We start from the raw sequence: 24150 nt of genomic DNA on the forward strand, positions 1-24150 counted from the left end.
CGGGCATACATGCCAATAAGCGTCATGACGCCCGATGACAATTACCGAATACGCGACAAAGGCGAAAATCAGGGCAGGATTTCAGAAGTTTCAGAACCGGACGCCACGGTTTGCGCGCACGTCGTCGATGGTGCGCTGCAATTCATCCGCTTCTGCGGCTGTATGGGCGCGATTGTTTTCGACTTCCCAGCGCTCGTTCGCTTCTCGAATGACGGCGGCAAGCCGCGTTTCGCCATAGGTCTCAAGCACGTCGTCGACTTCCGGCTCCTCCCGCCCCCGCTTTTCTGCAACGGGCGCGTGCTTGTTTCCGAACAGGCACGAAAACAGACCAAGCCAGAGGCCGCCGAGCAGTCCGGCCAGAACCGAAGTCTGCAAGGACACGCCGCGCCAGCCGTATGAATCCTTGGCGGGCGGAACAAGGCGCACCGCGGCACCCGTCGCCGACAGGGTGCTCATGTCGCCTTGCGCCGCGCGCATTTGCGCATCTTCATAAAGCGCCTGCCGCGCCGCCAGATCGCGCTGCATCGCTTGCAGACGATTGCGGTCTTCATCGCTAGCTGGAGGCGCATTCAGCCCGGTCATGGCCGATGCCGCCTTCTGCTCGTTTTCAACGGCTTTGCGCAAATCTGCCTGAATCAGACTGCGCTGATTGGCGATTTCCGTATCGATTTCAGTGGCAAGGCTTTTGGCCGCTTCGCTTTGCCCGGCTGCGCGATATTGTTCGACCAGCCGGCCCAGCGCGCCGGAACGCATATCTTCCGGCAGGCCATCCCGCAACAGGCTTTCCGCCGTCATGCTGCTCAAGCGGCCAGCCTCGGCGCCAATCCGCGCCGTTTCGGCCTTGGCCTCGGCAAAGGCCTTTTCAAGCGCCGCCTGGTCGCCGTCGCCGAAATTCCGGCTGGCGCGGAACGCTTCAACCGCCGCCTTAACCGCAGTCGCATCAGCTTCCAGAGCCTGCAATCGCTCGGGCAGACCGGCATCCGGCGCGCCCGTGCTGCCCGTCAGCTGGTCACGGAAGGCCTGTGTCACCGCATTGGCAACCGCCACTGCTGTTTCCGGCTTCGCGGCCTTCACCTCGACCGTGACGATGCCGCTATCGAGCGCCTGCGAAAATTCCAGATGCGGGCGCAGAATGGCCGCACCCGTTTGCGCGGCCTGTGCTGCGGGCGCAGCCTCGCCTTCGGCTGTGGTGAACCGGGCAAGGGTTTGCCGCAGTTGATCGAGAAGCGGCGGCGGCCCGAAATCTCGTGGCGACTGGATATGCGCCAGTTGCGCGGCGCGGTTCAGCACCGCTTCGGATGCAATCTCGCTGCGACGTTCGGAAGGAAACACCTGCATGGATGTCGATACGCGATAATGTTGTGGCTCCAGCATGGCATAACCAAGCCCAAGCAAACCGCCCAGCACGGTAAAACCCACGATGCGACCCCAGCGCAAGCGCCAACGCCTGCGCGGTTTGGCGGGCGGTGTATCAGCGGTCGGAGCGACAGCGGCGGGCGCTATTGGCATCGGCAGCTTTGGCGCTTCCTCCGGTTCAAGCCGGGACTGCAATTCGGCCCTGATCGCGCTCATGCGCTGGCGCATATCGGCGGCAGGATCATGGACCGCCGAAGGGGCAGCCGGTTCGCCGTCCAGCATTTCCTGCTTGCGGCGCAAAAGTTCCTCACGCCGCCTTCGATGCTCGCGCTCGGCCAGCAATTCCTCGGCCAGTTCGGCAGTGGTCTTGGTCGGCCCTACATCCGGTGTCCTGGCCAGAAACTCGGGAGCATAAGCCAATAAGGGGCGCGCGGCAGCAGCTTGTCCCTTGTTCTTTTGCTCAACCATCGCTTTTTCCCGATGCCTATCCAAGCCCATTGACTGGCCCCTTTGCCCGGACCATCCACCCATGATCATGCCCATATCACAGACCATGAGAATTATGGCATCCATCATGGCAAACAAACCGTTAAAATTGTAGTTTTCCATAATGATTCATATCGATGCGCAACTGGAGGAACCCTCGATGCAAACCAAAATGGAACATCCGGTCGATATGAAACGCCTTGAGGGCATCATTGAGTTCATTCAGGCAGCCGAACGCCTGAAAAGCACATTGCGTTCCGGCCATACTGCCGAGGGCCGCCCGGAAAGCACTGCCGAACACAGCTGGCGGCTCAGTCTGCTGGTCACGCTTTTCGACAAGGAACTTGGCGATTGCGACCGGCTGCGCCTTCTGAAAATGTGCCTCGTACATGATCTGGGCGAAGCGATTTCCGGCGATGTTCCGGCCATTCACCAAAGCGCCGATGATGGCCGCGCCGAACGGGAAAAGGCTGATCTCATCGAGCTATGCGCGCCTTTACCCGATGATCTGCGGGCGGAAATTCTCGACCTTTGGACCGACTATAATCGCGGTGCCTCCCCGGAGGCGATCTTCGCCAAGGGGTTCGACAAGATCGAGACCATGCTGCAACACAATATCGGGCTGAACCCGCCCGATTTCGATTATGCGTTCAATCTTGGCTACGGCCTCAAGCAGACCGAGCGCCACCCGCTCCTGCGCCAGTTTCGCGCCGTGGTGGATGCGCAAACCGCGCGCAATGCGGAGCGGCAGAAGTGATCAGTTCAGCGTCGCGAAATGCCGCAGCGTGAAGATGATCTGATAGAGCAAGGCGAATGTGACGAATATCCCATGATAGCGGCGGCTATCCGTATACATGGCGATGATGCTGAACAGGATGAAGCAGACCGTCTGGATCGGATATTCGATCCCGTAGAGTTGATAGTGATTCACGCCTTTCAGCAATGTGTCGAGCACATCCACCACATGGATCGACGCCAGAATGCCGAAGAACCATTTGCGCCGTGACATGAAATAATCGCGATAGCCGGTATATTCCTCCATGCTGTCGGGAAAGAGCAGCGTGCATTGCAGGAAATAAAGCCCGGCATAAAAGATCACGAAAAGATATTTTTCGAACGTCCATAGCGGAATGGTTCTGAGGCCGAACTCGAACCACCAGAAATGCGCCACCGACAACAGCACGAAGGCGACCCAGGCCAGATGTACCGGATAGATTATCTGTTTGCCGGGATGCTGGATGAAGCGCGCAAAGCCGGTGAGCAGGCGCGATACGCACAGGCCCAGAATGATACCGATGATGATGCGAACGTGACCGAATGCCTCCGCTGGCGGAATACCTGTAGTCAAAGACGGATCCATTGGCCCCTCATTCCAACAGCAGCGCGGATAAGCAAATTATCCGCTCTTTCATGCAATTTCGTCGGGACATACTGGTCGATAATTTATGAGGCATCAATAATTTACGGGCAATAAAGCTATAATTTCCGCAGTTTTATGTTTTGTCCGCGCGCAACGATCAAATTTGGCCGCGCCGCCTTGCAGATTGCAAAGGCGGAAGGCTATACCGGCTTTGATCAATCCTGGCGCAACGGCGCCGACACATTCAGACAGGCGGAACAATCAATATGCAGGATACGGTAATTCTCGTCGGTTGCGGCAATATGGGCTTTGCCATGCTCAAAGGCTGGCTCGACAATGGCATTCTGAAAGCTGGCGATGTTCACGTCGTCGAGCCGACGGATGCGCTGCGCGAACGTGCAGCTGGCGCTGGCGTTCACGCCTATGCCAGCGCGGATGCGCTGCCTGCTGACCTTAAGCCGCGCATGATCCTGGTTGCCGTCAAGCCGCAGGTGATGAACGCCGTCCTGCCTGCCTATAAGCGCTTTGCGCCTGCCGCCACCTTTGTCAGCGTTGCAGCTGGCATTCCGGTTGCGCTGTTTGAAAATCATCTGGGCAACGACGCCGCCATCCTCCGCTGCATGCCCAACACGCCTGCCGCCATCGGCAAGGGCATGATGGTGACCTTCAAGAACGCCAATGTGACCGCCGACAACGAGGCGTTCGTCGCACGCCTGCTCGCAACGTCGGGCAAGGTCGCCAGCGTCGATGACGAAACGCTGATGGATGCCGTCACGGCGGTTTCGGGTTCAGGCCCGGCCTATGTGTTCCACTTCATCGAAGCCTTGACCGATGCTGGTGTTACGGCAGGTCTGCCACGCGAAACGGCGGCACTTCTTGCCATGCAGACCGTGATGGGTGCGGGCGCGCTTGCCGACGCCAGCACCGACACCCCGTCGCAACTGCGCGAGCAGGTGACGAGCCCGAACGGCACCACGGCGGCAGCGCTTGACGTGCTGATGGGCGGTGACCGTCTCAAAACGCTGGTTGCCGAGGCCGTTGAAGCAGCGCGCAAGCGTTCGGTGGAACTCGGCAAGGCCTAATCACCAAGTCTCGGCACCGCATCGATCAGCGCTCTGGTGACAGGCGCTTGCGGTGTCAGGATCAGCTCCCGCGTCGGGCGGTTTTCAACAATCCGCCCGCGCTCCATCACCGCAATGCGATCCGCCACTTGTGCAGCAACCGCGAGATCATGGGTGATGAAGAGATAAGCCGTCTGCTCGGCCTTTTGTATCTCCCGCAACAAGTCGAGAATTGCGCCGCGCACGGTCACGTCGAGCGCGGAAACCGCTTCATCCAGCACGATCAGCGACGGGGATGTCGCAAGCGCACGGGCAATTGCCACCCGCTGCCGCTGGCCGCCGGAAATTTCATGCACACCGCGCCGAGCAAACGCTGGATCAAGCCCGACCGTTTGCAACAGGTCTGCGATATCGCGGTCGATGCCATGAATGCGCAGCGGTTCGTGCAGAAGATCGCCCACGCTGGCGCGAGGGTTGAAAGCCGATAGCGGGTCCTGAAACACCATCTGCATCCTTGCGCGACGCCTGCGCAGCGCCGCACCTTGCCATGCCAGCCAATCCTCACCCTCAAAGCGGATTGTCCCGCTCTTCAGCGGCTGCAAGCGCAGCAAGGCACGCGCGAGCGTAGACTTGCCGCTGCCCGACGGGCCGACCAGCGCCAGTGTCTCGCCCCTGTTGACCGCAAGGCCGACATGATCGAGCGCCAATGCAGCGCCATAGTGCACCACCAGCCCGTCCGCCTGCAACAAAGCCTCAGTCATGGGACGCCAACTCCAGTGCAGGCACGGCGGCAATCAGTGCGCGCGTATACTCCGTCTGCGGTGTGCCGATGATTGCGCGCACATCGCCGCTTTCCACCAGCGCGCCCCGGCGGAAGACCGCGATGCGATCCGCCAGCCCGGAAGCGAGTGCGATATCATGCGTGATGAAGATCAGCGTCATGCCGTCTTCACGCACCAGCTTGCGCAGCAGCGCCACGATTTCCCGTTGGACAATCGTATCGAGCGCGCTTGTCGGCTCGTCGGCGATCAGCACACGCGGATTGGCGGCGATGGCGAGCGCTATCGCGATACGCTGTTTTTGCCCGCCAGAGAACTGATGCGGGTAGCGGTGAAAACTATCCTCCGCATCGGGGATATGCACGCGCTCAAGCAGTGCGAGCGCCCGCATCCTCGCGGTGTGGTAATCCAGCTTTTCATGCGCGCGAATGGTTTCGACCAATTGCGCGCCGATGCTCATCAGCGGATCGAAGCTTGATGCCGGGTCCTGAAAGACAAAGCCGATATCGCGTCCCGGCTTCATCGGCCCATCGGCCCAGTCGCTCCGCCCTGATACTCGCGCATTGGCAGGCAGAAGGCCTGCAAGCGCCAGCGCCAGCGTGCTTTTTCCGGAGCCGCTTTCGCCGATAATGGCAAGCGTTTTGCCCGCCTCTATATCGAGCTGAACGTTGCCCAGCGCCGTTTCGCGCCCATAGGTGACCGAGAGGTTAGCCAGTTTCACGAGCAGGCTCATGATTGCACCTCGCGCCGTGCCGCGGCGGCAGTCACGCCCTCGCCCGCCAGATAGACGCCAACGACGGTCAACGCCAGTGCCAGTCCCGGCACAATGGAAAGCCACGGCGCGGAGCGCAGAACCGTGCGGCCTTCCGCAATCATGCCGCCCCATGTGACACGGTTCGGATCGCCAAGGCCGAGAAAGGACAGTGCGGCCTCGATCAATATGGCCGAAGCGACGATCACCGGCACCAGCGCCAGAACCGGCGGCAGGGCGTTGGGCAATATCTGGCGAAAGGCGATCTCCAGCGGATGCATGCCTATGACCCGCGCCGAGGCCACATAGTCGCGCTCGCGGATGGACAGCACCTGCCCGCGCGTCAGCCGTGCAGCCTGCGTCCAGCTTGAGAGTACGATTGCGGCGACCAGAACCGGCAATGACGGCCCGGCAAGACTAACCAGCGCCAGCGCCAGCAAAAAGCCCGGCACAGTCTGGAACGCCTCTGTAACCCGCATCAGGACTTCATCGACGATCCCGCCTGCAAAACCCGCCAGCACGCCGACCGTGCTGCCGACGAGGATGGAGGCCACAGCCGCCGCAAGCCCGACAATCAGTGAGGTGCGCCCGCCATGGAAAAGTTCCGCCAGCACATCGCGCCCAAGCCGGTCCGTGCCAAGCGGAAAGGCGCTGTTTTCGAACGGTGCCAGCAAGGGAGACGCGACAATCCGCAGCGGATCACCAGGAAAGAGCAGCGGCGCGAAAAGTGCTGCTGCGACGAGGATCGTCAGGATGAGCGAACCTGCCAGACCCTCGCCCGTCTTGAGACTGCGCAGAAAAACCGTCATGCGCTGGCCTTTCCTGTCGGCCTTTGGGCAATACGCGGATCGAGCCAGACATAGAGAAGATCGACAAGCAAATTGACCATGATCACCATGATCGCGCTTGTGAGAATGACGCCCAGAAGCAAGGGCGTATCGCGGCTTGCAACGGCCTCCTGCGCCAGTCGTCCGAGACCGGGAACCGCAAAGACGCTTTCGATCACCACGCTGCCGCCCAACATGCTGGCCGCTTGCAATCCGAGCAGGGTGACGAGCGGCAACAGCGCATTGCGCGCCACATGGCGCAACACGATGCGCGGTTGTGAAATGCCACGCGCCCGCAAGGCGCGCACAAAATCCATCCGCCATATGTCGGCCATCGCGGCGCGCATGACCCGCAGATAAAGCGCCAGATAAATCAGCGCCAGCGACATGACCGGCAGCACCAGATGGCGCGCTATGTCGCCTGCCCGCGCCAGTCCTTGCTTGCCGGATGCAATGGTTTCGATGCCACTCGACGGTAACCAGCGCAGCCGGATCGAAAACAGGATGACCAGCACCAGCGCCAGCCAGAAACCCGGAATGGCGTAGAGCACCAGAGAGGTAACCGACAGAAACCGGTCGCGCAAACTACCCGGCCTTGATCCGGCGACAAGCCCAAGCAGTGTACCGATGGCAAAGGACAGCGCCGTCGCCGCACCCATGAGCAGCAGCGTATTGGGCAGCCGTTCCAGAATGACGCCAAGGATAGGGCGGTTGAAACTGACCGACCAGCCAAGATTGCCCTGCAAGAGAGAGGCAATATAGGCGGCAAGCCGGTGCCAGACCGACTGGTCCAGCCCCCAGCGGGCACGCATTTCCGCAATCTGTGCCGCATCACCGCCGAAGCTGACGGCATAGGCGTCCACCGCATCGCCCGGCGCCAGTTCCAGCATCAGAAAACAGCCGACAACGACAATCAGCAGCACAAGGATGCTGCCGATCAGACGTTTCCGGAGAAGGGTTAGAATCTGCGCCACGTCGCGACGATACAATCAACGCGAAGCTTCGTCACTGTCTATCGCGGCTCAACCCAGGTATCGGCCCAGTTGGAAACCGCCCAGCGTGGATTGTTGGAAACATTCTTCACCCGCTCACTAGCAACCGTGATGAAACCCCATTCGGCAACATTGATCAGCGGCAGGTCCGCTTCCACTTTTTGCTGGAACTCGTGATAAAGCGCCGTGCGTTTCGTCTCATCGATCTCGCGTGCCGCGGCGGCGATCAGGGCGTCCAGTTCGGCATTGGTATAGCCGCCCTGATTGGAGAACGGCACACCCGCCGGAATGCCGCTTTCCACCAAAATGGTGGTGGAGATGGCCGGATCGCCGCGATAGACGGTCGGCGCAATGGCAAGGTCAAAATCGTGGTCGGTATAGACCGCCTTTTGATGCGCCGCCGCGTCATTGTTGACGATGCGCGCATCGATACCAATCGCAGCCAGAGCCTGCCGGAGATAATCGCCGAACTGTCTGGTCTCGTTGAAATAGGGCGCGGGCAGAAGCTTCAGCGCAAAGCGCGTTCCGCCCGCGCCCCGCTTGTAACCCGCCTCGTCCAGAAGCGCATTCGCCTTGGCCACATCGAACGGATAGGACGGCACATCACCCGTATAGAACTGGCTGTCATAGCGCGGCACGGGGCCGGTCGAGTTTTTGGCGTAGCCAAGGAAGATGGTCTTGACCACGAAATCGCGGTCGATCGCATGGGCAATCGCCTGACGAACCTTCAGGTCCGCCAGTTCCTTGCGACGATGATTGATTTCCACGACAAGCTGATAAGTCAGCGCCTCATAGCCCTTGGAGATAACCGTCAGCCCCGGCACTTTCGAAATGCGGTCGAGGTCGGCCAGCGGCACGGCGGAGAAAGCCGCCAGATCAATCTCTTCCGCTTCAAGCGCTCCGGCTGCGGCAGCCCGGTCCGGCAGAACACGATAGATGATCTCATCGAGATGAGGTTCACCCTCGCCCCAATAGGCGTCGTTCCGGACCAGTCGATAATATTCGCCGGTCTTGTGCTCGGCATATTTGAACGGTCCGGTGCCAATGAGCTTTTCATTGGCCGGATTGGCCGCAATATCGGTGCCCGCGAAAACATGTTTCGGCAGAACCGCGGTCAGCGCTGGCAGAGCGTTGCGCACGAGCTGAAACGGCGTCGGCTCCGAGAAATGAAAGACGGCGGTATGATCGTCCGGTGTTTCCACCTTATCCAGCGCCTTGAACACGACGCGGCCAAGATTTTGCAGCGGCTTCCAGACTTCCAGTGCGGAGAAGGCCACGTCCGCCGCCGTAAACGGCGTGCCGTCATGCCACGTGACGCCTTCACGCAGGCGGAACGTCACAGTCAGCCCGTCAGCCGAGCCTTCCCAGGCCGTGGCCAGACGCGGGCTCAAGCCGTTTTCGCCGTCGAAAGAGGCTTCGGCCAAGGGCTCGACGATCTTGCTTGCAACGAAAAACACGCCATTGGAGGCGACGATAGCCGGGTTGAGATTACGCGGTTCGGAATCCGCCGCCACGACAAGTCGTCCGCCCTTTTCTGCACTGTCCTGCGCCCGCGCCCATTTCGGCCACGCCACCGATGCGGCCAGAAAGGTCGAGCCGACCAGAAAACCTCTTCGCGACGCAATGAACCGAGACATAACCCCACCTGCCCTGCATTTTTATTCCCATCGGCTTATTTCTATCGCAGCCACGGCCGAATGACAGGGTCAAAACCTGTCACCACGACAATAAATATTGAAAATCATTTCCTTTTTGGGAAATTTTGACCAACAGATAAACGTAGTATAATCCAATAATATGCTCACTGATTGTTCAGTATTTTGCAGAATACTGCTGAATTAATTTTTTACAAAATTGCCATCTTAAGAAATTCTCCCCTTGCCAAAGGGGCGCCTTTGCATAGATCATGGTTAATTATGTGTTGTCGTATTTCGTGAAGAGAGAACCGAATATGGCCAGCACATGACCACAGGAGTTTACCCCCGCTCCTGTTTCGCCCACTTGCAGGCCCGATAGATAAATCCGGCTGCAAGTTTTGAAGCTGAACCACATTGGAAGAGAGGAAACAGAAATGTCTAGTTTGCTGCCCCCGCTTCATGACGGTCACGCACCGATCTATCTACATCACGCATTTCAAGATGCGGTCGATGCTTATGAAGATTGGACACTGGAAACGGCAGAGCCGGTTGTTCAGGTCAATGGCAAGATTACACGTATCAGCGTTGTCTTCCGTCGCCTGTGGAACTGCACCGACATGGTGCCGCGCCACACGCTGGAAGCATTGAAGGATATCGTTCCGTCGACACTGGTTCATGCGGAACGCTGGAAAGAAAACGCAACTTTCTCAGAAGCCGCCCATGTGATGCGCGCGGCTTTGGAACGACGCAAGGCGCGACGGCTTCCGGTCGTGTGCTGATAGCGTGAAACCGGACAGGCGGGCGGGTTTTCCCCGCCCGCTTTTTTGTGCATGACAGGTCGGCCGCCGCTTTTCACTTTTGCTGGAAATGCTTTATGAACCGGACCTGATGAAATCATCCTCCCCAGGTCGCATACCAATTATCTCAGGAGTTCCGATGCGTAAGCTGCTAACCGCCGCCCTTATTCTCGCCGTCTGCACAGCCGGATCGGCGATGGCAAAAACCATACGCGTCGGCGTCACGCCCGGCCCGCATGCCCAGATCATGGAAAAGGTGAAGGAAGTCGCTGCCGCCAAGGGTCTGGAAATCGATATTCAGGAATTTTCCGATTACGTCATTCCAAATATGGCGCTGGCCGATGGCGCGCTGGAAGCCAATTCATTCCAGCACCAGCCCTATCTCGACAATCAGGTTGCCGACCGCAAATTCGATATTGTCAGCGTGGCACAGTCCGTCAACTTCCCGATGGGCATGTATTCGAAGAAGCTGAAGAACATCTCCGAACTTGCCGATGGCGCGACGGTGGCGATCCCCAACGACCCGACCAATGGCGCGCGTGCGCTTCTGGTGCTGGCCGATAACAGTCTCATCAAGATCGATCCGGCCAAGGGCTTACGCGCCAGCGTCATCGACGTGACCGAAAACCCCAAGAACCTGAAATTCGTCGAGCTTGATGCCGCACAGCTGCCGCGCTCGCTGGAAGATGTCGAGGCGGCTGTCATCAACACGAATTATGCCATGGAGGCCGGTCTTAACCCGGCCAAGGACCCGCTGATCCGCGAAGGCGAAAAGGCGCCCTACTTCAACGTCATTGCCGTGCGCACCGCCGACAAGGACGCCGACTGGGTCAAGGAACTGATCACCTCCTATCACAGCCCGGAAGTGAAGACCTTCATCGAAGAAACCTTCAAGGGTTCGGTTCAGCCTGCCTGGTAAGCCTATCCCGCAAAAAGAAAGCGCCGGTCCGATTGTTTCGGACCGGCGTTTTTTTTGCGTGACGGAAACTATTCAGAGCTTGCGGAAACGCACCCGTGCGCTGCGCTCGATGGCGGCAACCGTCAGCTCGTCCAGTGTCCAGCGGTCGCGCAACATCTGCAGGAATTCCAGCTCTTCCTGCTCGACATGGAGATCGGCGGCGGCCACTTCGACCGCCAGCGCATAGGCCGTGTCATAAAGCTTTTCAGGCAGCGCTTCATGCGCAAGGTCGAGGATCTTTTCCAGACCGTCCTCATAGGCCAGCAGAGCGTAGCATTCATTGGCAAGACGCGGCAGTTCCGCCGTATCGAAGCCACGGAATACCGGAAGGCGTGTCACCACATTGCCGATGGACTCCAGTTCCGCGTCGGTCATCGTCGTGTCGGCAGCCGACGTCGTGATCATGATGTAGACGAGTGCATCCTGCGGCGAGATTTTCTTCATCGGGTACTCCTCAGCGATACCATGATCGGAATCAGCTTTTCCGGTTACAATTTGCCGGAAAGTTAGGAAGCCTCCCGCGGTTAGGCAAGGAAATTCCGCACCAGCCGTTGACGGCACGGGGTTGTCGCGCCATAGAGCATAAGCACGGATACGTGCACCGTTTTTCAAGAATAACGCCCTTCACAGGATATCAGGACAAAACCATGACTTCGCATCGTCTGCCCGAAATTACGCTGACGCCGGAACTGACCGCGGCGGCTGCGGACGCGAAAGCATGGCCCTTTGAAGAAGCGAAGAAAATCCTCAAGCGCTATGCCAAGACCGGCCTGCCGGACACAGTGATTTTCGAAACCGGCTATGGCCCGTCGGGTCTGCCGCATATCGGCACATTCGGTGAAGTGGCGCGCACCTCGATGGTGCGCCATGCCTTCCGTATTCTGACCGAAGACAAGGTGAAGACGCGCCTGATCTGCTTCTCCGACGATCTCGACGGCATGCGCAAGATTCCGGACAATGTGCCGGACAAGGCAGCACTTGAGCCTTATCTGCAAATGCCGCTTTCGTCGGTGCCGAACCCGTTCGGTGGCGAATATAAGAGCTTTGCCGAGCATAACAATGCTATGCTCTGCCGCTTCCTCGACACTTTCGGCTTCGACTACGAATTCGCCAGCGCGACAGATTACTACAAGTCCGGCAAGTTTGATGCGGTGCTGCTCAAGGCCGTCGAACGCTATGACGACATTATGAAAGTCATGCTGCCGACGCTCGGCGAAGAGCGTCAGGCGACCTATAGCCCGTTCCTGCCGATCTCGCCCAAGTCGGGCCGCGTGCTTTACGTGCCGATGAAGAGCGTGGACGCCAAGGCTGGCACGATCACATTCGACGATGAAGACGGCGTCGAAACCACGCTTTCCGTCACCGGCGGCAAGGTAAAGCTGCAGTGGAAGCCGGATTTTGGTATGCGCTGGGCGGCACTCGGCGTCGATTTCGAAATGTTCGGCAAGGATCACCAGACCAATGCGGGCGTATACGACCGCATTTGCGAAATTCTCGGCGGACGCGCGCCGGAACATTTCGTTTACGAGTTGTTCCTCGACCAACTTGGCCAGAAGATTTCCAAGTCCAAGGGCAACGGCATCTCGATTGACGAATGGCTGGCCTATGCGCCGACCGAAAGCCTTGCGCTTTACAATTTCCAGAAGCCGAAGACCGCAAAGCGCCTTTACTTCGATGTCATCCCGAAGGCGGTGGACGAATATTTCACCTATCTGTCGGCCTATAACCGTCAAGAGTGGAAGGACCGGCTGAACAATCCGGTCTGGCATATTCATTATGGCAACCCGCCAAAGGTTGACCTGCCGGTGACCTTCGCGCTGATGCTCAATCTGGTCAGCGCATCAAATGCGGAAAGCCCGTCGGTTCTGTGGGGCTTCATCTCGCGCCACGCGCCGGGCGTCACGCCGGAAAACAATCCGGAACTGGATGCGCTGGTTGGTTACGCGATCCGTTACTTCAACGATTTCGTCAAGCCGACCAAGCAGTTCCGTGCGCCGGACGACGTGGAACGCGGCGCACTGGAAGCGCTGGACGCCAAGCTTGCGACCCTGCCTGCCGGGACCGATGGCAACGATATCCAGAACGCCATTCTGGACGTCGCCCGCGCCATCGAACGCTATCAGGATCACACCAAGAAGAGCCCGGAAGGCGGCCCCGGCGTGTCGGTTTCCTTCTTCCAGATGCTCTATGAAGTGCTGATCGGACAGGAGCGTGGCCCACGCTTCGGCTCCTTCGTCGCGCTTTACGGCATCGAGGAAACCCGCGCCCTGATCAAAAAGGCGCTGGCTGGCGAACTGGTCTGAGCCGCTCAATAGCCGAACAAAACGACAAGCCCCGCAGCCACCCGGCGCGGGGCTTTTTTGCGCCCGAAACGCTGGCACATTTGCTCCGATTGACTCTGCCTCGCGTAGTAGGTAGAACGGTATACCTATCACAAGGATTGCTGCGATGAAGTCCGTTCAAACACCATTTCCGGCTTCCACGGAAAGCGCGCGCGAAAAGCTTTTGAATGCTGCTGCCGTGCTGTTTTACGATCACGGCATCGGCGGCACCGGCATTGACGCCATCGTTGAAAAAGCGGGCGTCGCCAAGAAGAGCCTCTATAATAATTTTGCGTCCAAAGCCGATCTGGTGAACCAGTATCTGGAAGTGCGCCATGCCGAATGGCTGGGCCTCTATGATGCGCGGCTGCAAAAAGCAGTCACACCGCTGGAAAAGGTTCTCGCGGTTTTCGACGCCTATCAGGACCACGCTGAATTTGCCTATGAGCACGGCTTTCGCGGCTGCGGGCTGCTGAATGCTGCTGCCGAATTGATGGTCGGCGATATTGGGCGCCAGGCAGTGAAACACCACAAGCGCGAGGTCGAAGCGCTGCTGGCGGGCCATCTGGCGGAACTGCTGCCCGACGCGCCTGAGAGAGCGGCTGCATTGGCGCGGCAACTGTCTTTTCTGCTGGAAGGGGCAATGTCGCGCGCCGGACTTGAGGGGAACAGCGCCTGCATTCAGGAGGCGCGGGCTATGGCATCGGACATGTTGGGGGCATTGTGAACACATCATCGCGCAATTATGCGATTGGCGTCGCCGCCATTTTGTTTTCCTCTGCCGTCTGGGGGACGACTGGCACAGCCGCAACATTTGCCCCGGAGGTGGGTTCTGCGGCAATCGGCGCTGCGGCCATGGGCGTCGGCGGGCTGATGCAGGCGCTTCTCGCCGGACGCGGTATCATCCGTGCATTGCCGCAACTGGGCCAGCACTGGCGCAACCTCGTTCTGGGCGGACTGGCCGTCGCCATCTATCCGCTCGCCTTCTACGCCTCGATGCGTATGGCTGGGGTCACCATCGGGACCGTCGTCACACTCGGGTCCGCGCCGCTGCTTTCCGCCCTGATCGAATATGTATTCGATGGTTCCCGATTGTCCCGACAATGGCTGTGGGGCGCCCTGATCGGACTGCTCGGCATGATCCTCATATCCATAGCCGAGGGATCGGCGCATAGTGGTGTGCAGACCGACAGTTCAGTGATTATCGGCATTGGCCTCGGCCTGATCGGCGGGCTGACCTACGCGCTTTACTCATGGACTGCGCGCGGCCTGATCCTGCGCGGCATCCATTCATCGGTCGCGATGGGCGCGACATTCGGCATTGGCGGCCTGTTGCTGATGCCGGTGCTGCTGATGACCGGCGCGCCCTTCCTCGCCTCATGGAACAATGCCGCCGTTGGCGTCTATATGGCGGCAGCGCCGATGTTTCTCGGCTATGTCTGCTTCGGCATCGGCCTTGCGCGGGTTCCTGTCAGCATGGCAACGACGATCACACTGGTCGAGCCTGTCGTCGCCGCGCTGCTGGCCGTAGTCATCGTCGGGGAACGTCTCCCAGCCATGGGCTGGCTCGGCGTCGTACTGGTGATCGCATGCCTCGTGGTGATCACCGTTCCGCTGAAATCAGCGACACGGGGAAACCCGAAGGCAACAGCGCAAGCTTAATTAGCCGGTGCTGGAGCAGCGGGTGCTGGCGGGAACTCACCCTGCTGCGGAGAAGGCGCAGAGGGTTGCGGCTCTGGCTCAGGTGCCAGCGGCGATGGATTGCTGAGACTGTTGCCCGGATCAGGCTCCAGACTTTGCAAGGACGCATCCGGCTTGTCTCCGAAAATGCCAAGGCGCGCTTCTTCCGCCTTGCGTCCCGCATCGACATAGGGACCGTCTGCCGTCGCCCTGGCCCAGCCATTCGTCACCAGCCATTCGGCGGCATCGTCATTGCCAAGCTTGCACCCGGTCGCAATGGCGGCACCGCTATCGTTCTGCGGCAGACGGCACATGATGGCGCGCGAGCGCAGCCACTGGCGGAAAGCCGTCCGCGCCTGCATACCGCATGGCCAGTTCTGGCCAGATGCGGTCTGGCAGGTCTGCTCGACCGGCAAAACCTCGATGCCCTGCAAATCGATCATGCGTCCCTGACTTTCGAGCCGCCCGGCGGCAACCGCGACGGGCCGCTGCAACAGCTGCATGTCCTCGCCCTCCCCGACAGGCACGGCAGGGGTTGGCGCAACCGGCTCAGCCGGAGCGACCGGCTCCGGCGGCTTTGGTGTAGCCGCAAGACCGAGATCGCTGAGCGGCGGTCGCGGCGCTTCACGCTGAAGCCCGTTTGCCTCATCGCTGGAATTGCCCGGCTGCGGCGTGGTCTCAGGAGCGGATTGCGCGTTCTGCTGACCATCCGTTTTGGTACCCGGCTCGTCATAATCGAATTGTTCGACGACGATGCCGTTGCCCGGACTGCCGGTCGGCGCGGTCGTGCCGCTATCCGCAGCGATCACCGGCACGGGCCCATCCAGAGCGCCATAAAACGGAGCGATGAAAGCAGCGGCCAACAGCGCGCCCGTCAAACCGGCGAGACTGCCATAGACCATGCGCGAATGGCTTCTCGTATGCGACTGCGCCATTACTGGCTGGCCCATAGAATTCTGGCGATCCATTCCACATCCTTGGTCTCAAAGCTGCGGTTTGAATGCTCTGGATTAAGCGAATGCAATTCGATTGTCCGTGGTGTCTGGCGATAGAGGATCTTGGCCATGACTTCTCCGTCCTTGGTTCGCACCACCACGCGGTCGCCGCGACGCACCGGCGCATTGGGCGCGACAATCAACGTATCGCCGTCACGGTAAAGGGGCAACATGCTGTCGCCCGAAACTTCCAGCGCATACACACCTTCACTGGCACCCACTGGAAATTCCACAATGTCCCAGCCCTGCCCCGCCGGGAAACCTGCATCGTCGAAATAGCCGCCCGTGCCTGCCTCCGCCATGCCGAGAAGCGGGATCGGTTGCGCATCCTGCGTATATTCGCCGAAACCCTGGTTCGTATTGACGCCGCCGATCAGGCGTGTGAGTTCTTCAAAGCTTGCCCCGGTGGCTTCCATCACCTTGGCCAGCGATTCCGTCGAGGGCCAGCGTGCGCGCCCGTCGGCGGCGTAACGCTTCGACTTGTTGAAGGTCGTGGGATCAAGACCAGCGCGGCGGGCAAGGCCCGACGCACTCAGGGAATGGCGTTCTGCCAGTGCATCTATCGCCGCCCAGACGCTGTCGTGAGAAAACATGTGTTATCCGCCAATTTCAGGCAGGCATCGTCCCATGGCGAACTCGGGCCGTGAGAATGCGCCGCGTAGGATTTTAAACCTAATACCCTTACCAACTTTTGTCAGAACCTACCGAAAATTGGTGTTTTACGCAAGACGCATGAAATAACAGGGAAAATTTCCTAACGAGATCGAAAGGGACGCCGGAAAATTAAAAGGCGCGATGTTTTCACACCGCGCCTTCCAGATTTTCAGAGATTACGGATCAAGCCGCTTTTTTGGTTTCGCTCTTGTAGGGATTGAAACGCTGATAGAAGCTTTCGCCATTCTCGGCCATGTCGAGCAGAAGCTTCGGCGCCTTGAACTGCTGGCCGTATTTCTTCTGCAAGTCCTTGGCAAGCTTGACGAAATTCTTCGCACCCATGCCATCGATATAGGACAGCGTACCGCCCGTATAAGGCGCGAAACCGAAGGCGAGGATCGAGCCGACATCGGCTTCGCGCGGATCGGTGACAATGCCTTCTTCCATCACGCGGGCAGCTTCGAGAGCGATGGTGACGAGGAAGCGTTGCTTCAGCTCGTTCACGTCGATCTTGTCGGGGTTCTGCTGCGGATAGAGATCCTTGAGACCAGCCCAAAGATGCTTCTTGGCAGGCTTGGCCGGGTATTCGTAGAAACCCTTGCCATTCTTGCGGCCCTTGCGATCGAACTCGTTGACGAGCCTGTCCACCAGCTCGACATGGCGCGGATCAACGGCCTTGTCGCCCAGATCGGCAAGCGTGGCTTTCAGGATCTTCTGCGACAGGTCGATGGCGGTTTCGTCGTTGAGCGCCAGCGGGCCGACCGGCATACCCGCCATGCGGGCGGCATTTTCGATCATGGCCGCCGGGACGCCTTCAACCAGCATGTTGTAGGCTTCCGACATATAGCGCAGCACGCAGCGATTGACGTAGAAGCCGCGCGTGTCGTTGACGACAATCGGCGTCTTCTTGATCGCGCGGACATAATCGAGCGCGACGGCCAGAGCCTTGTCCGAGGTCTTCTTTCCGAGGATCACTTCGACCAGCATCATCTTGTCGACCGGCGAGAAGAAGTGAATGCCGATGAAGTTCTTCGGACGCTTCGACACCTTGGCAAGACCGCTGATCGGCAGGGTCGAAGTGTTGGACGCGAAGATCGCCGAAGACTTCAGCACTTCCTCGGCCTTCTCGGTCGCGACACGCTTGACTTCGCGGTCTTCGAACACGGCTTCGATCACCAGATCGGCACCGTCGAGTTCGGCATAGTCCGGCGTCGCGGTGATGAGCGACAGAAGCTTTTCCTTGTCGGCCTCAGTAGCGCGGCCCTTCTGCATTTCCTTGGTGACGAGATCGGCGGTATGCGCCTTACCCTTGTCGGCGGCTTCCTGATCGCGGTCGATCAGCACCACCGGAATGCCCGCCTTGGCGGTCACATAAGCAATGCCCGCCCCCATGAAACCAGCGCCAATGACGCCGATTTTCTTGAGCTTGGTCGGCTTTTCATCCGCAGGGCGGCGTGCGCCCTTGTTCAGTTCCTGCAACGACACGAACAGCGAACGGATCATCATGCCCGCTTCGGTTGTCTGGAGGATTTCGGTGAAATAGCGCTGCTCAATCTTAAGGCCGGTATCGAACGGCACCAGAAGGCCCTCATAAACCGACTTCAAAATGGCCAGCGCCGCCGGATAATTGCCCGATGTCTCACGGCGCAGGATGGCGGTTGCGGCAGGCCATAGGTTGGCACCGGCAGCCGAATAGATCGCGCCGCCCGGCAGCTTGAAGCCCTTTTCATCCCAAGGCTGAACCGGCTTGAGGCCGCCCTTGATGAGCTTCTTGGCGGTTTCGACCAGCTTCTTCGCCGGGGCGACTTCAGTAACGAGGCCCATCGCCTTGGCGCGCTGCGCCGTCAGGCTGGAGCCGGTCGTCATCATCTGAAGCGCGTCCTGCTGGTTGGCTAGGCGCGGAACGCGCTGCGTTCCACCAGCGCCCGGGAACAGGCCGACCTTCACTTCAGGCAGCGCAAGCTTCACGCCCGGAGCATCCGACACAACCCGCGCATGGCAGGCGAGCGACATTTCAAACGCGCCGCCCATGCAGGTGCCGTTGATGGCCGAAACCCATGGCTTGCCGCAGGTTTCAAGCTTGCGGAACAGGCCGCTCATCTTGCCGACATTGTCGAACAGGGACTGGACCGCACCCTGCGGGTCCTTGGCCTTCTGCTTCTGGAACGCCTTGAACATGCCTTCCAGCATGGTCAGGTCGGCGCCACCGGAGAAGCTTTCCTTGCCGGACGTGATGACCACGCCCTTGATCTTGTCATCGGCAACCACCGCGTCGATGATGGCGTTCAGTTCCTGCATCGCCTCGACGGTGAAAACATTCATCGACTTTTCAGGCATGTCCCAGGTGACGAGGGCAATGCCGTCGGCGTCGGTCTCAACTTTGAAATTCGTGTAAGCCATTCGTAAAAACCTCCCTCGCCCTTATACGCGCTCGATGATCGTCGCCGTGCCCATGCCAGCACCGATGCACAAGGTCACCAGCGCGGTGTTGAGATCGCGGCGTTCCAGCTCATCCAGCACCGTACCGAGGATCATCGCGCCGGTTGCGCCGAGCGGATGGCCCATGGCAATCGCGCCGCCATTGACGTTGATCTTGTCGTGCGGAATGTCGAAAGCCTGCATATAGCGCAGCACCACAGCGGCGAAGGCTTCGTTGAGTTCGAACAGGTCGATATCCGAAATCTTCAGCTTTGCCTGCTTGAGCAGCTTTTCCGTCACATCGACCGGGCCGGTCAGCATCAGCGCCGGGTCGGAGCCGATATTGGCGAAAGCGCGGATGCGGGCGCGCGGCTTGATGTCGAACGCCTTGCCAGCCTTCTTGGAGCCAACCAGAACGCCCGCTGCGCCATCGACGATACCCGACGAATTACCGGCATGATGAACGTGATTGACCGTTTCGATTTCCGGATGCGCCTGAATGCCGACAGCATTGAAGCCGCCCATTTCGCCCGGCATCACGAAGGACGGGTTCAACTGGCCCAGCGCCTGCATGTCGGTCGTCGGGCGCATATGCTCGTCATGGTCGAGAATGGTCAGGCCGTTCTGATCCTTGATCGAAATGACCGAATTCTTGAAATAACCCTTTTCCCACGACTTGCCGGCGCGCTTCTGGCTTTCGACAGCATAGGCATCGACGTCGTCGCGGCTGAAACCGTATTTAGTGGCGATCAGATCGGCGGAAACGCCCTGCGGCATGAAATAGCCCGGGAAGCCAACCGATGGATCCATGTACCACGCGCCGCCCGACATGCCCATACCCACGCGCGACATGCTTTCAACGCCGCCCGCTATCACCAGATCGTCGGCGCCGAAAGCAACCTTGGCAGCCGCCAGATTGATGGCATCGAGACCGGAAGCGCAGAAGCGCGAAATCTGGATACCCGGAGCCTTAAAGTCGTAACCGGCTTCGAAAGCGGCAGAGCGCGGAATGACGGCACCGGCTTCGCCAACCGGATCGACACAGCCAAAAATAATGTCATCGACCTTGGCGGTATCGATGTTGTTGCGGTCGCGCAGGGATTCCAGAACTTTTGCGCCCAGACGTACGGCAGGCACTTCATGCAAGGACCCGTCCTTCTTGCCGCGCCCGCGCGGCGTCCGCACGTGATCGTAAATATAAGCCTCAGCCATTTTTTCTCCTTCCCGCCGGGTCCGAAGAACCCGGCCTAACCTTTAAAATATCGGCAGAAAATCAGAACGCATCCGCAGGCAGCGCCATCATGCTATCCGCACCCGACTGGATGCGCGCCAGATGGGCGGCACTTTCCGGCATGATACGCTCGAAATAGTACCGGGCAGTGACGAGTTTCGCCTCAAGATAAGCCTTGTTGCCTTCGCCTGCCGCCAGTTTTTCTTCCGCGACCTTGGCCATGCGACCCCACATCAGCCCCAGCGCAACCAAACCGAACAGATGCATATAGTCATTGGACGCAGCACCGGCATTGTCTGGCTTCGCCATGGCATTTTGCATCAGCCACATGGTGGCGGCCTGAAGGTCGTTGAGCCCCTTCTTCAGATGCTTGGTGAAGAAGGACAGCTTCTCGTTGTCGCGATTGGCTTCGCAGAACTCGCCCGCTTCCTTGAAGAAGGTCGTGACCGCACGACCGCCATTCAGCGCCAGCTTGCGACCGACCAGATCAAGAGCCTGAATACCGTTGGCACCTTCATAGATCATGGCAATGCGCGCATCGCGCACATACTGGCTCATGCCGTGTTCTTCGATATAGCCGTGACCGCCGAACACCTGCTGCGCCATGACGGCATGTTCAAAACCCTTGTCGGTCAGAACGCCTTTCAGCACCGGCGTCAACAAGCCGACCAGATCATCGGCGGCCTGACGCTCGGCCTCGTCGCCGGAACGATGCGCAATATCGGAATTCAGCGCCGTCCATAGGATGAGCGCGCGGCCTGCTTCGTTGAAAGCGCGGATCGTCATCAGGTTGCGACGGATATCCGGATGCACGATAATCGGGTCGGCCTTCTTTTCCGGCTCTTTCGCTCCGGAAAGGGCGCGGCCCTGAATACGCTCGCGGGCATAGATTGCAGCATTCTGATAGGCGGTTTCGGCAATCGAAAGCCCCTGCAGCGCCACGCCGAGACGCGCTTCGTTCATCATGGTGAACATGGCGCGCAGGCCCTTATGCGCCTCGCCGATCAGAAAGCCGGTCGCATCGTCGTAGTTCATGACGCAGGTGGCGTTGCCGTGAATGCCCATCTTCTCTTCGATGGACCCACAGGAAACGCCATTGCGCGCGCCCGGATTGCCGTTTTCATCGAGAATGAACTTCGGCACGATGAACAGCGAAATGCCCTTCACACCTTCCGGCGCGCCGTCGATACGGGCCAGCACCAGATGGATGATGTTTTCCGACATGTCATGTTCGCCAGCCGAGATGAAAATCTTCTGGCCGGAAATCTTGTAGGAGCCGTCGCCCTGCGGCGCCGCGCTGGTGCGCAGGAGACCCAAATCCGTGCCGCAATGCGGTTCGGTCAGGTTCATGGTGCCGGTCCAGGTGCCTTCCACCATCTTCGGCAGATAGGTGTCCTTCTGCTCATCGGTGCCATGGGCGAGGATCGCAGCAATCGCGCCCTGCGTCAGACCCGGATACATGGTGAGCGCCATATTGGCCGAGGACATATATTCGCCGACGGCGGTGTGCAGCAGATAAGGCAGACCCTGGCCGCCATATTGCTCCGGCACGGCGAGACCGAGCCAGCCGCCTTCGCGGTAAAGATCGAAGGCTTCCTTGAAGCCCTTCGGCGCGGTGACGCTGCCATCGGAAGCGCGCTTGCAGCCTTCGCGGTCGCCGCTGTGATTGACAGGGAACAGGGTGCCTTCAGCGAGCTTTGCACCTTCCGACAGGATTGCCTCGACCACGTCGGGCGACGCGTCGGCAAAGCCCGGCAGATTGTTGTAACGCTCATAGTTCAGAACGTCGTTGAGCACGAAATTCGTATCTTCAACGGGCGCGCGATAGCTCGGCATCAAAATCCTCCAAATTCATCACCTGAGCCAGCCCGCGACAGACGGATACCGGCTCCAAACCGCGTTTCATGCATGCTGTCTGCTTAACTGGCAAAACGCCGTGACAACCTGCATGCTGCAACAAAAAGGACCGTTCTCACTCGAAAACCTGCCATTTTTGCAGCATTCTGGCCAGCCTTAACCCTATATCGGGTCGCAGCCGACCAGTTCGGACTCGAAACTAGCGTAGTTTGACGTTTCCGTAAACGTCAAAATTTCGCGAGCAGGCGTGTGGTGTAAAATGGGATTGGGAAGAAGGCCATGGTAGGCTTTGTCGGCGGGACTGGCGCAGTATGGCAGAATCCTTTCGCCGAACCAAAAACTCGCCCGCAAGAATCAACACTATAAAAAGCAATCTCTGATATAAAATTGCCAGCGCTCCTTTGCCGCTTCACAAAAGATTAGAATAGATTGATACTAATATACCTTAAACCAAGCAAAATTTGGTGAAATTGGAGAAAACCAATGAGAATTTCAAAAGAAATTTCGAGCAATAGCAAGGTCGCTTTTGAATATTTATTCGAAGGAATATCTCCCGCTCTATCCCGTTTTGATTTTATCATTCGCGACTGTGATGGATTCAAAAATACTAACCAAAGCGAATCAAAGAATCTGGCCCGCAAGAAGCAAGGCCACACAAGCGTTCGCTGATATAAAATAAGCCAGCACTCCTTTGCCATTTCGCGAAATAATAAATTACTTCAATAATAAGCTGCCTTCATAAAAAAGGCACATTTTAAAAATTGGGAGAGTTCAATGCATAATCCAAAAAACACCGCAAGCAAGAAAGCAATTGCATTTGAAGATGTATTGAAGGGAATTTCTTCGGAACTATCCAACAATTACAGTAAAATTGATCAATGCTTCGGAAATAAGACTAAATAAGAATCTCTGCTAAGAAAGCCCGTTAATAATTGCTGGATGGAGATTAGGGGGTAACTCACCCCCTAATTTTCTCGCTGGAACGATAACTTTGATGACGAAACACTTTGAAACTCCGGTTATCTTTTCGCTGCCTCACCAGGCTGCGAGCGACTTTTGCGAGCACTATCTCACCAAGAGCGGCATCATGATTTCGCTCGCGGATTTGCGTGACAAGGAACTCGCAGCGGACTTGGCGGATCAGGCCGCTCATGTCTTCGCAAACTTGCTCAAAGATTTGCAGTATCAGTTGGATTGCCCGGAAATCGGGATCGTCGCGGTCGATATACCGTCGATCCTTGACGATGCGACATTGGATGCCATTGCGGGCGCACTGCTGGCCGTTTCGCTGACCCAGGCACTTATGCCGACGCTAACCGACGGGAGAAACCAGACGCCGTTTTCCGTCTTCACCACTTCTGCAGACAGTCTCGAAAGACTTGAACGCGCCGGATTACAGGATCTAACGCCAACGAACCGATTGGAGTTTCATTCCGACAGTGCACTTACCGGCACAGAGGTGGCCGTTCCCGACTACATATCAGTCTATAACATTGCCATTAATTTCGAGGAACGCGGCTATTTTCATTGGGTCCCGACCTGCAAACTCGATGGTCTGGCAGCGCTTGTGGACAGAATAGGCCTGTCGGATGCGTATTACTTCAAGCTCAATCCGACTGTCTATGAAGACGGGCAAAATGACGTGATGGTCATAGAACATCGCGTCCAGGCAACCATTTTCAGCCATGACCAGAACGGCTCGATTACAACTTATATGAGCGGCCAGTTCGACGGGAAGGTGGGCGAGGAGCATACCCAATCCCATGACGTCGTCACTGACATGGTGAATGCCATATCAGAAAACAAATTTCGCTATTCCATCCCGCAGGAAAGCCGCAGGTTGCTTATAATGAATAACGCAAACGGCTTTCACGCCCGCGACGCTCTTGAAAAGCCCCTGCCCGGCGTTGCCGTGAACCGGGTCTATCTTCGCTGCACGTCTGTAGCGGGCAAAGTTGTCGGCGAAATTGTGGGAGAATAGGCCCGATCC

Annotated in this window: 22 protein-coding genes; 9 read left to right on the forward strand and 13 right to left on the reverse strand. The window is 58.4% G+C overall.

What is annotated here, in order from left to right; all coding sequences use genetic code 11:
- Positions 1-90: 90 nt before the first annotated feature.
- A complete protein-coding gene (locus FIC94_RS03865; RefSeq protein WP_140023972.1) occupies positions 91-1824 on the reverse strand; it encodes a GumC domain-containing protein in 1734 nt (577 codons plus the stop codon).
- Between the two features lie 178 nt (positions 1825-2002).
- On the opposite strand from FIC94_RS03865, the gene FIC94_RS03870 reads away from it, so the two are divergent.
- Complete coding sequence (locus tag FIC94_RS03870; RefSeq protein WP_140023973.1) at positions 2003-2599, forward strand: HD domain-containing protein; 597 nt, start codon at positions 2003-2005, stop codon at positions 2597-2599.
- On the opposite strand, the gene FIC94_RS03875 is transcribed toward FIC94_RS03870, so the two are convergent.
- Positions 2600-3202, reverse strand: coding sequence for a hypothetical protein (locus FIC94_RS03875; RefSeq protein ID WP_140023974.1), 603 nt, complete (start codon positions 3200-3202; stop codon positions 2600-2602).
- Positions 3203-3468: 266 nt separating this feature from the next.
- Here FIC94_RS03875 and proC point away from each other — a divergent pair, with 266 nt between their 5' ends.
- Positions 3469-4284 (forward strand): pyrroline-5-carboxylate reductase, encoded by an 816-nt coding sequence (gene proC, locus FIC94_RS03880; protein ID WP_109367016.1) that lies wholly within the window; start codon positions 3469-3471, stop codon positions 4282-4284.
- On the opposite strand, the gene FIC94_RS03885 is transcribed toward proC, so the two are convergent.
- The 5 genes from FIC94_RS03885 to FIC94_RS03905 are packed head-to-tail and all read right to left on the reverse strand — an operon-like array spanning position 4281 to position 9249.
- The gene (locus tag FIC94_RS03885) at positions 4281-5024 is read right to left on the reverse strand and encodes an ABC transporter ATP-binding protein (protein ID WP_140023975.1); all 744 of its coding nucleotides are present in this window, start codon (positions 5022-5024) and stop codon (positions 4281-4283) included. The genes proC and FIC94_RS03885 overlap by 4 nt on opposite strands.
- Complete coding sequence (locus tag FIC94_RS03890) at positions 5017-5775, reverse strand: ATP-binding cassette domain-containing protein (protein WP_140023976.1); 759 nt, start codon at positions 5773-5775, stop codon at positions 5017-5019. Before FIC94_RS03890 ends, FIC94_RS03885 begins: the two co-directional genes overlap by 8 nt.
- Complete coding sequence (locus tag FIC94_RS03895) at positions 5772-6602, reverse strand: ABC transporter permease (protein WP_140023977.1); 831 nt, start codon at positions 6600-6602, stop codon at positions 5772-5774. The genes FIC94_RS03890 and FIC94_RS03895 overlap by 4 nt, the downstream gene beginning before the upstream one ends.
- On the reverse strand, positions 6599-7609 hold the full coding sequence (locus FIC94_RS03900; RefSeq protein WP_140023978.1) for an ABC transporter permease: 1011 nt from the start codon (positions 7607-7609) through the stop codon (positions 6599-6601). Before FIC94_RS03900 ends, FIC94_RS03895 begins: the two co-directional genes overlap by 4 nt.
- Positions 7610-7632: 23 nt before the next feature.
- Entirely contained in the window at positions 7633-9249 is a 1617-nt protein-coding gene (locus FIC94_RS03905; protein WP_140023979.1) for an ABC transporter substrate-binding protein, read from the reverse strand.
- 434 nt (positions 9250-9683) lie between these two features.
- Here FIC94_RS03905 and FIC94_RS03910 point away from each other — a divergent pair, with 434 nt between their 5' ends.
- Together FIC94_RS03910 and FIC94_RS03915 are read left to right on the forward strand one after the other, a co-directional pair.
- Entirely contained in the window at positions 9684-10028 is a 345-nt protein-coding gene (locus FIC94_RS03910; protein ID WP_109367010.1) for a BRA0787 family protein, read from the forward strand.
- A 157-nt stretch (positions 10029-10185) separates the two neighbouring features.
- Complete coding sequence (locus tag FIC94_RS03915) at positions 10186-10965, forward strand: MetQ/NlpA family ABC transporter substrate-binding protein (RefSeq protein WP_140023980.1); 780 nt, start codon at positions 10186-10188, stop codon at positions 10963-10965.
- A 72-nt stretch (positions 10966-11037) separates the two neighbouring features.
- Here FIC94_RS03915 and FIC94_RS03920 read toward each other — a convergent pair whose 3' ends face one another.
- On the reverse strand, positions 11038-11448 hold the full coding sequence (locus FIC94_RS03920; protein ID WP_109367008.1) for a tellurite resistance TerB family protein: 411 nt from the start codon (positions 11446-11448) through the stop codon (positions 11038-11040).
- Between the two features lie 203 nt (positions 11449-11651).
- Here FIC94_RS03920 and FIC94_RS03925 point away from each other — a divergent pair, with 203 nt between their 5' ends.
- The 3 genes from FIC94_RS03925 (at position 11652) to FIC94_RS03935 (ending at position 14987) form a co-directional block, all read left to right on the forward strand.
- Positions 11652-13307 (forward strand): lysine--tRNA ligase, encoded by a 1656-nt coding sequence (locus FIC94_RS03925; protein WP_140023981.1) that lies wholly within the window; start codon positions 11652-11654, stop codon positions 13305-13307.
- A 145-nt stretch (positions 13308-13452) separates the two neighbouring features.
- On the forward strand, positions 13453-14052 hold the full coding sequence (locus FIC94_RS03930) for a TetR/AcrR family transcriptional regulator (protein ID WP_121539081.1): 600 nt from the start codon (positions 13453-13455) through the stop codon (positions 14050-14052).
- Positions 14049-14987 carry a DMT family transporter gene (locus FIC94_RS03935; protein ID WP_210237281.1) on the forward strand — a complete coding sequence of 313 codons (939 nt, stop codon included), beginning with the start codon at positions 14049-14051 and terminating at the stop codon, positions 14985-14987. Before FIC94_RS03930 ends, FIC94_RS03935 begins: the two co-directional genes overlap by 4 nt.
- On the opposite strand, the gene FIC94_RS03940 is transcribed toward FIC94_RS03935, so the two are convergent.
- The 5 genes from FIC94_RS03940 to FIC94_RS03960 form a co-directional block, all read right to left on the reverse strand.
- Positions 14984-15940, reverse strand: coding sequence for a thermonuclease family protein (locus FIC94_RS03940; RefSeq protein WP_140024041.1), 957 nt, complete (start codon positions 15938-15940; stop codon positions 14984-14986). The two genes, FIC94_RS03935 and FIC94_RS03940, sit on opposite strands and share 4 nt — an antisense overlap.
- Positions 15940-16593 (reverse strand): S24 family peptidase, encoded by a 654-nt coding sequence (locus FIC94_RS03945; RefSeq protein ID WP_140023982.1) that lies wholly within the window; start codon positions 16591-16593, stop codon positions 15940-15942. Before FIC94_RS03945 ends, FIC94_RS03940 begins: the two co-directional genes overlap by 1 nt.
- A gap of 244 nt (positions 16594-16837) precedes the next feature.
- A complete protein-coding gene (locus FIC94_RS03950) occupies positions 16838-19054 on the reverse strand; it encodes an FAD-dependent oxidoreductase (protein ID WP_140023983.1) in 2217 nt (738 codons plus the stop codon).
- Positions 19055-19075: 21 nt separating this feature from the next.
- Entirely contained in the window at positions 19076-20284 is a 1209-nt protein-coding gene (locus tag FIC94_RS03955; protein ID WP_140023984.1) for an acetyl-CoA C-acetyltransferase, read from the reverse strand.
- 61 nt (positions 20285-20345) lie between these two features.
- Complete coding sequence (locus tag FIC94_RS03960; protein ID WP_140023985.1) at positions 20346-22139, reverse strand: acyl-CoA dehydrogenase C-terminal domain-containing protein; 1794 nt, start codon at positions 22137-22139, stop codon at positions 20346-20348.
- Between the two features lie 504 nt (positions 22140-22643).
- On the opposite strand from FIC94_RS03960, the gene FIC94_RS03965 reads away from it, so the two are divergent.
- A complete protein-coding gene (locus FIC94_RS03965; RefSeq protein WP_140023986.1) occupies positions 22644-22829 on the forward strand; it encodes a hypothetical protein in 186 nt (61 codons plus the stop codon).
- A 325-nt stretch (positions 22830-23154) separates the two neighbouring features.
- On the forward strand, positions 23155-24141 hold the full coding sequence (locus FIC94_RS03970; RefSeq protein ID WP_140023987.1) for a hypothetical protein: 987 nt from the start codon (positions 23155-23157) through the stop codon (positions 24139-24141).
- Positions 24142-24150: the final 9 nt, after the last annotated feature.

This window comes from Ochrobactrum teleogrylli (assembly GCF_006376685.1).
Taxonomy (GTDB): domain Bacteria; phylum Pseudomonadota; class Alphaproteobacteria; order Rhizobiales; family Rhizobiaceae; genus Brucella; species Brucella teleogrylli.

Coding starts and splice junctions, on each gene's coding strand:
- FIC94_RS03945 (WP_140023982.1), bottom strand. CDS start 16,593: ATGTTTTCTCACGACAGCGTCTGGGCGGCGATAGATGCACTGGCAGAA.
- FIC94_RS03895 (WP_140023977.1), bottom strand. CDS start 6,602: ATGACGGTTTTTCTGCGCAGTCTCAAGACGGGCGAGGGTCTGGCAGGT.
- FIC94_RS03950 (WP_140023983.1), bottom strand. CDS start 19,054: ATGGCTTACACGAATTTCAAAGTTGAGACCGACGCCGACGGCATTGCC.
- FIC94_RS03890 (WP_140023976.1), bottom strand. CDS start 5,775: ATGAGCCTGCTCGTGAAACTGGCTAACCTCTCGGTCACCTATGGGCGC.
- FIC94_RS03940 (WP_140024041.1), bottom strand. CDS start 15,940: ATGGCGCAGTCGCATACGAGAAGCCATTCGCGCATGGTCTATGGCAGT.
- FIC94_RS03930 (WP_121539081.1), top strand. CDS start 13,453: ATGAAGTCCGTTCAAACACCATTTCCGGCTTCCACGGAAAGCGCGCGC.
- FIC94_RS03955 (WP_140023984.1), bottom strand. CDS start 20,284: ATGGCTGAGGCTTATATTTACGATCACGTGCGGACGCCGCGCGGGCGC.
- FIC94_RS03875 (WP_140023974.1), bottom strand. CDS start 3,202: ATGGATCCGTCTTTGACTACAGGTATTCCGCCAGCGGAGGCATTCGGT.
- FIC94_RS03960 (WP_140023985.1), bottom strand. CDS start 22,139: ATGCCGAGCTATCGCGCGCCCGTTGAAGATACGAATTTCGTGCTCAAC.
- FIC94_RS03965 (WP_140023986.1), top strand. CDS start 22,644: ATGAGAATTTCAAAAGAAATTTCGAGCAATAGCAAGGTCGCTTTTGAA.
- FIC94_RS03870 (WP_140023973.1), top strand. CDS start 2,003: ATGCAAACCAAAATGGAACATCCGGTCGATATGAAACGCCTTGAGGGC.
- FIC94_RS03910 (WP_109367010.1), top strand. CDS start 9,684: ATGTCTAGTTTGCTGCCCCCGCTTCATGACGGTCACGCACCGATCTAT.
- FIC94_RS03905 (WP_140023979.1), bottom strand. CDS start 9,249: ATGTCTCGGTTCATTGCGTCGCGAAGAGGTTTTCTGGTCGGCTCGACC.
- FIC94_RS03885 (WP_140023975.1), bottom strand. CDS start 5,024: ATGACTGAGGCTTTGTTGCAGGCGGACGGGCTGGTGGTGCACTATGGC.
- FIC94_RS03970 (WP_140023987.1), top strand. CDS start 23,155: ATGACGAAACACTTTGAAACTCCGGTTATCTTTTCGCTGCCTCACCAG.
- FIC94_RS03925 (WP_140023981.1), top strand. CDS start 11,652: ATGACTTCGCATCGTCTGCCCGAAATTACGCTGACGCCGGAACTGACC.
- FIC94_RS03915 (WP_140023980.1), top strand. CDS start 10,186: ATGCGTAAGCTGCTAACCGCCGCCCTTATTCTCGCCGTCTGCACAGCC.
- proC (WP_109367016.1), top strand. CDS start 3,469: ATGCAGGATACGGTAATTCTCGTCGGTTGCGGCAATATGGGCTTTGCC.
- FIC94_RS03865 (WP_140023972.1), bottom strand. CDS start 1,824: ATGGTTGAGCAAAAGAACAAGGGACAAGCTGCTGCCGCGCGCCCCTTA.
- FIC94_RS03920 (WP_109367008.1), bottom strand. CDS start 11,448: ATGAAGAAAATCTCGCCGCAGGATGCACTCGTCTACATCATGATCACG.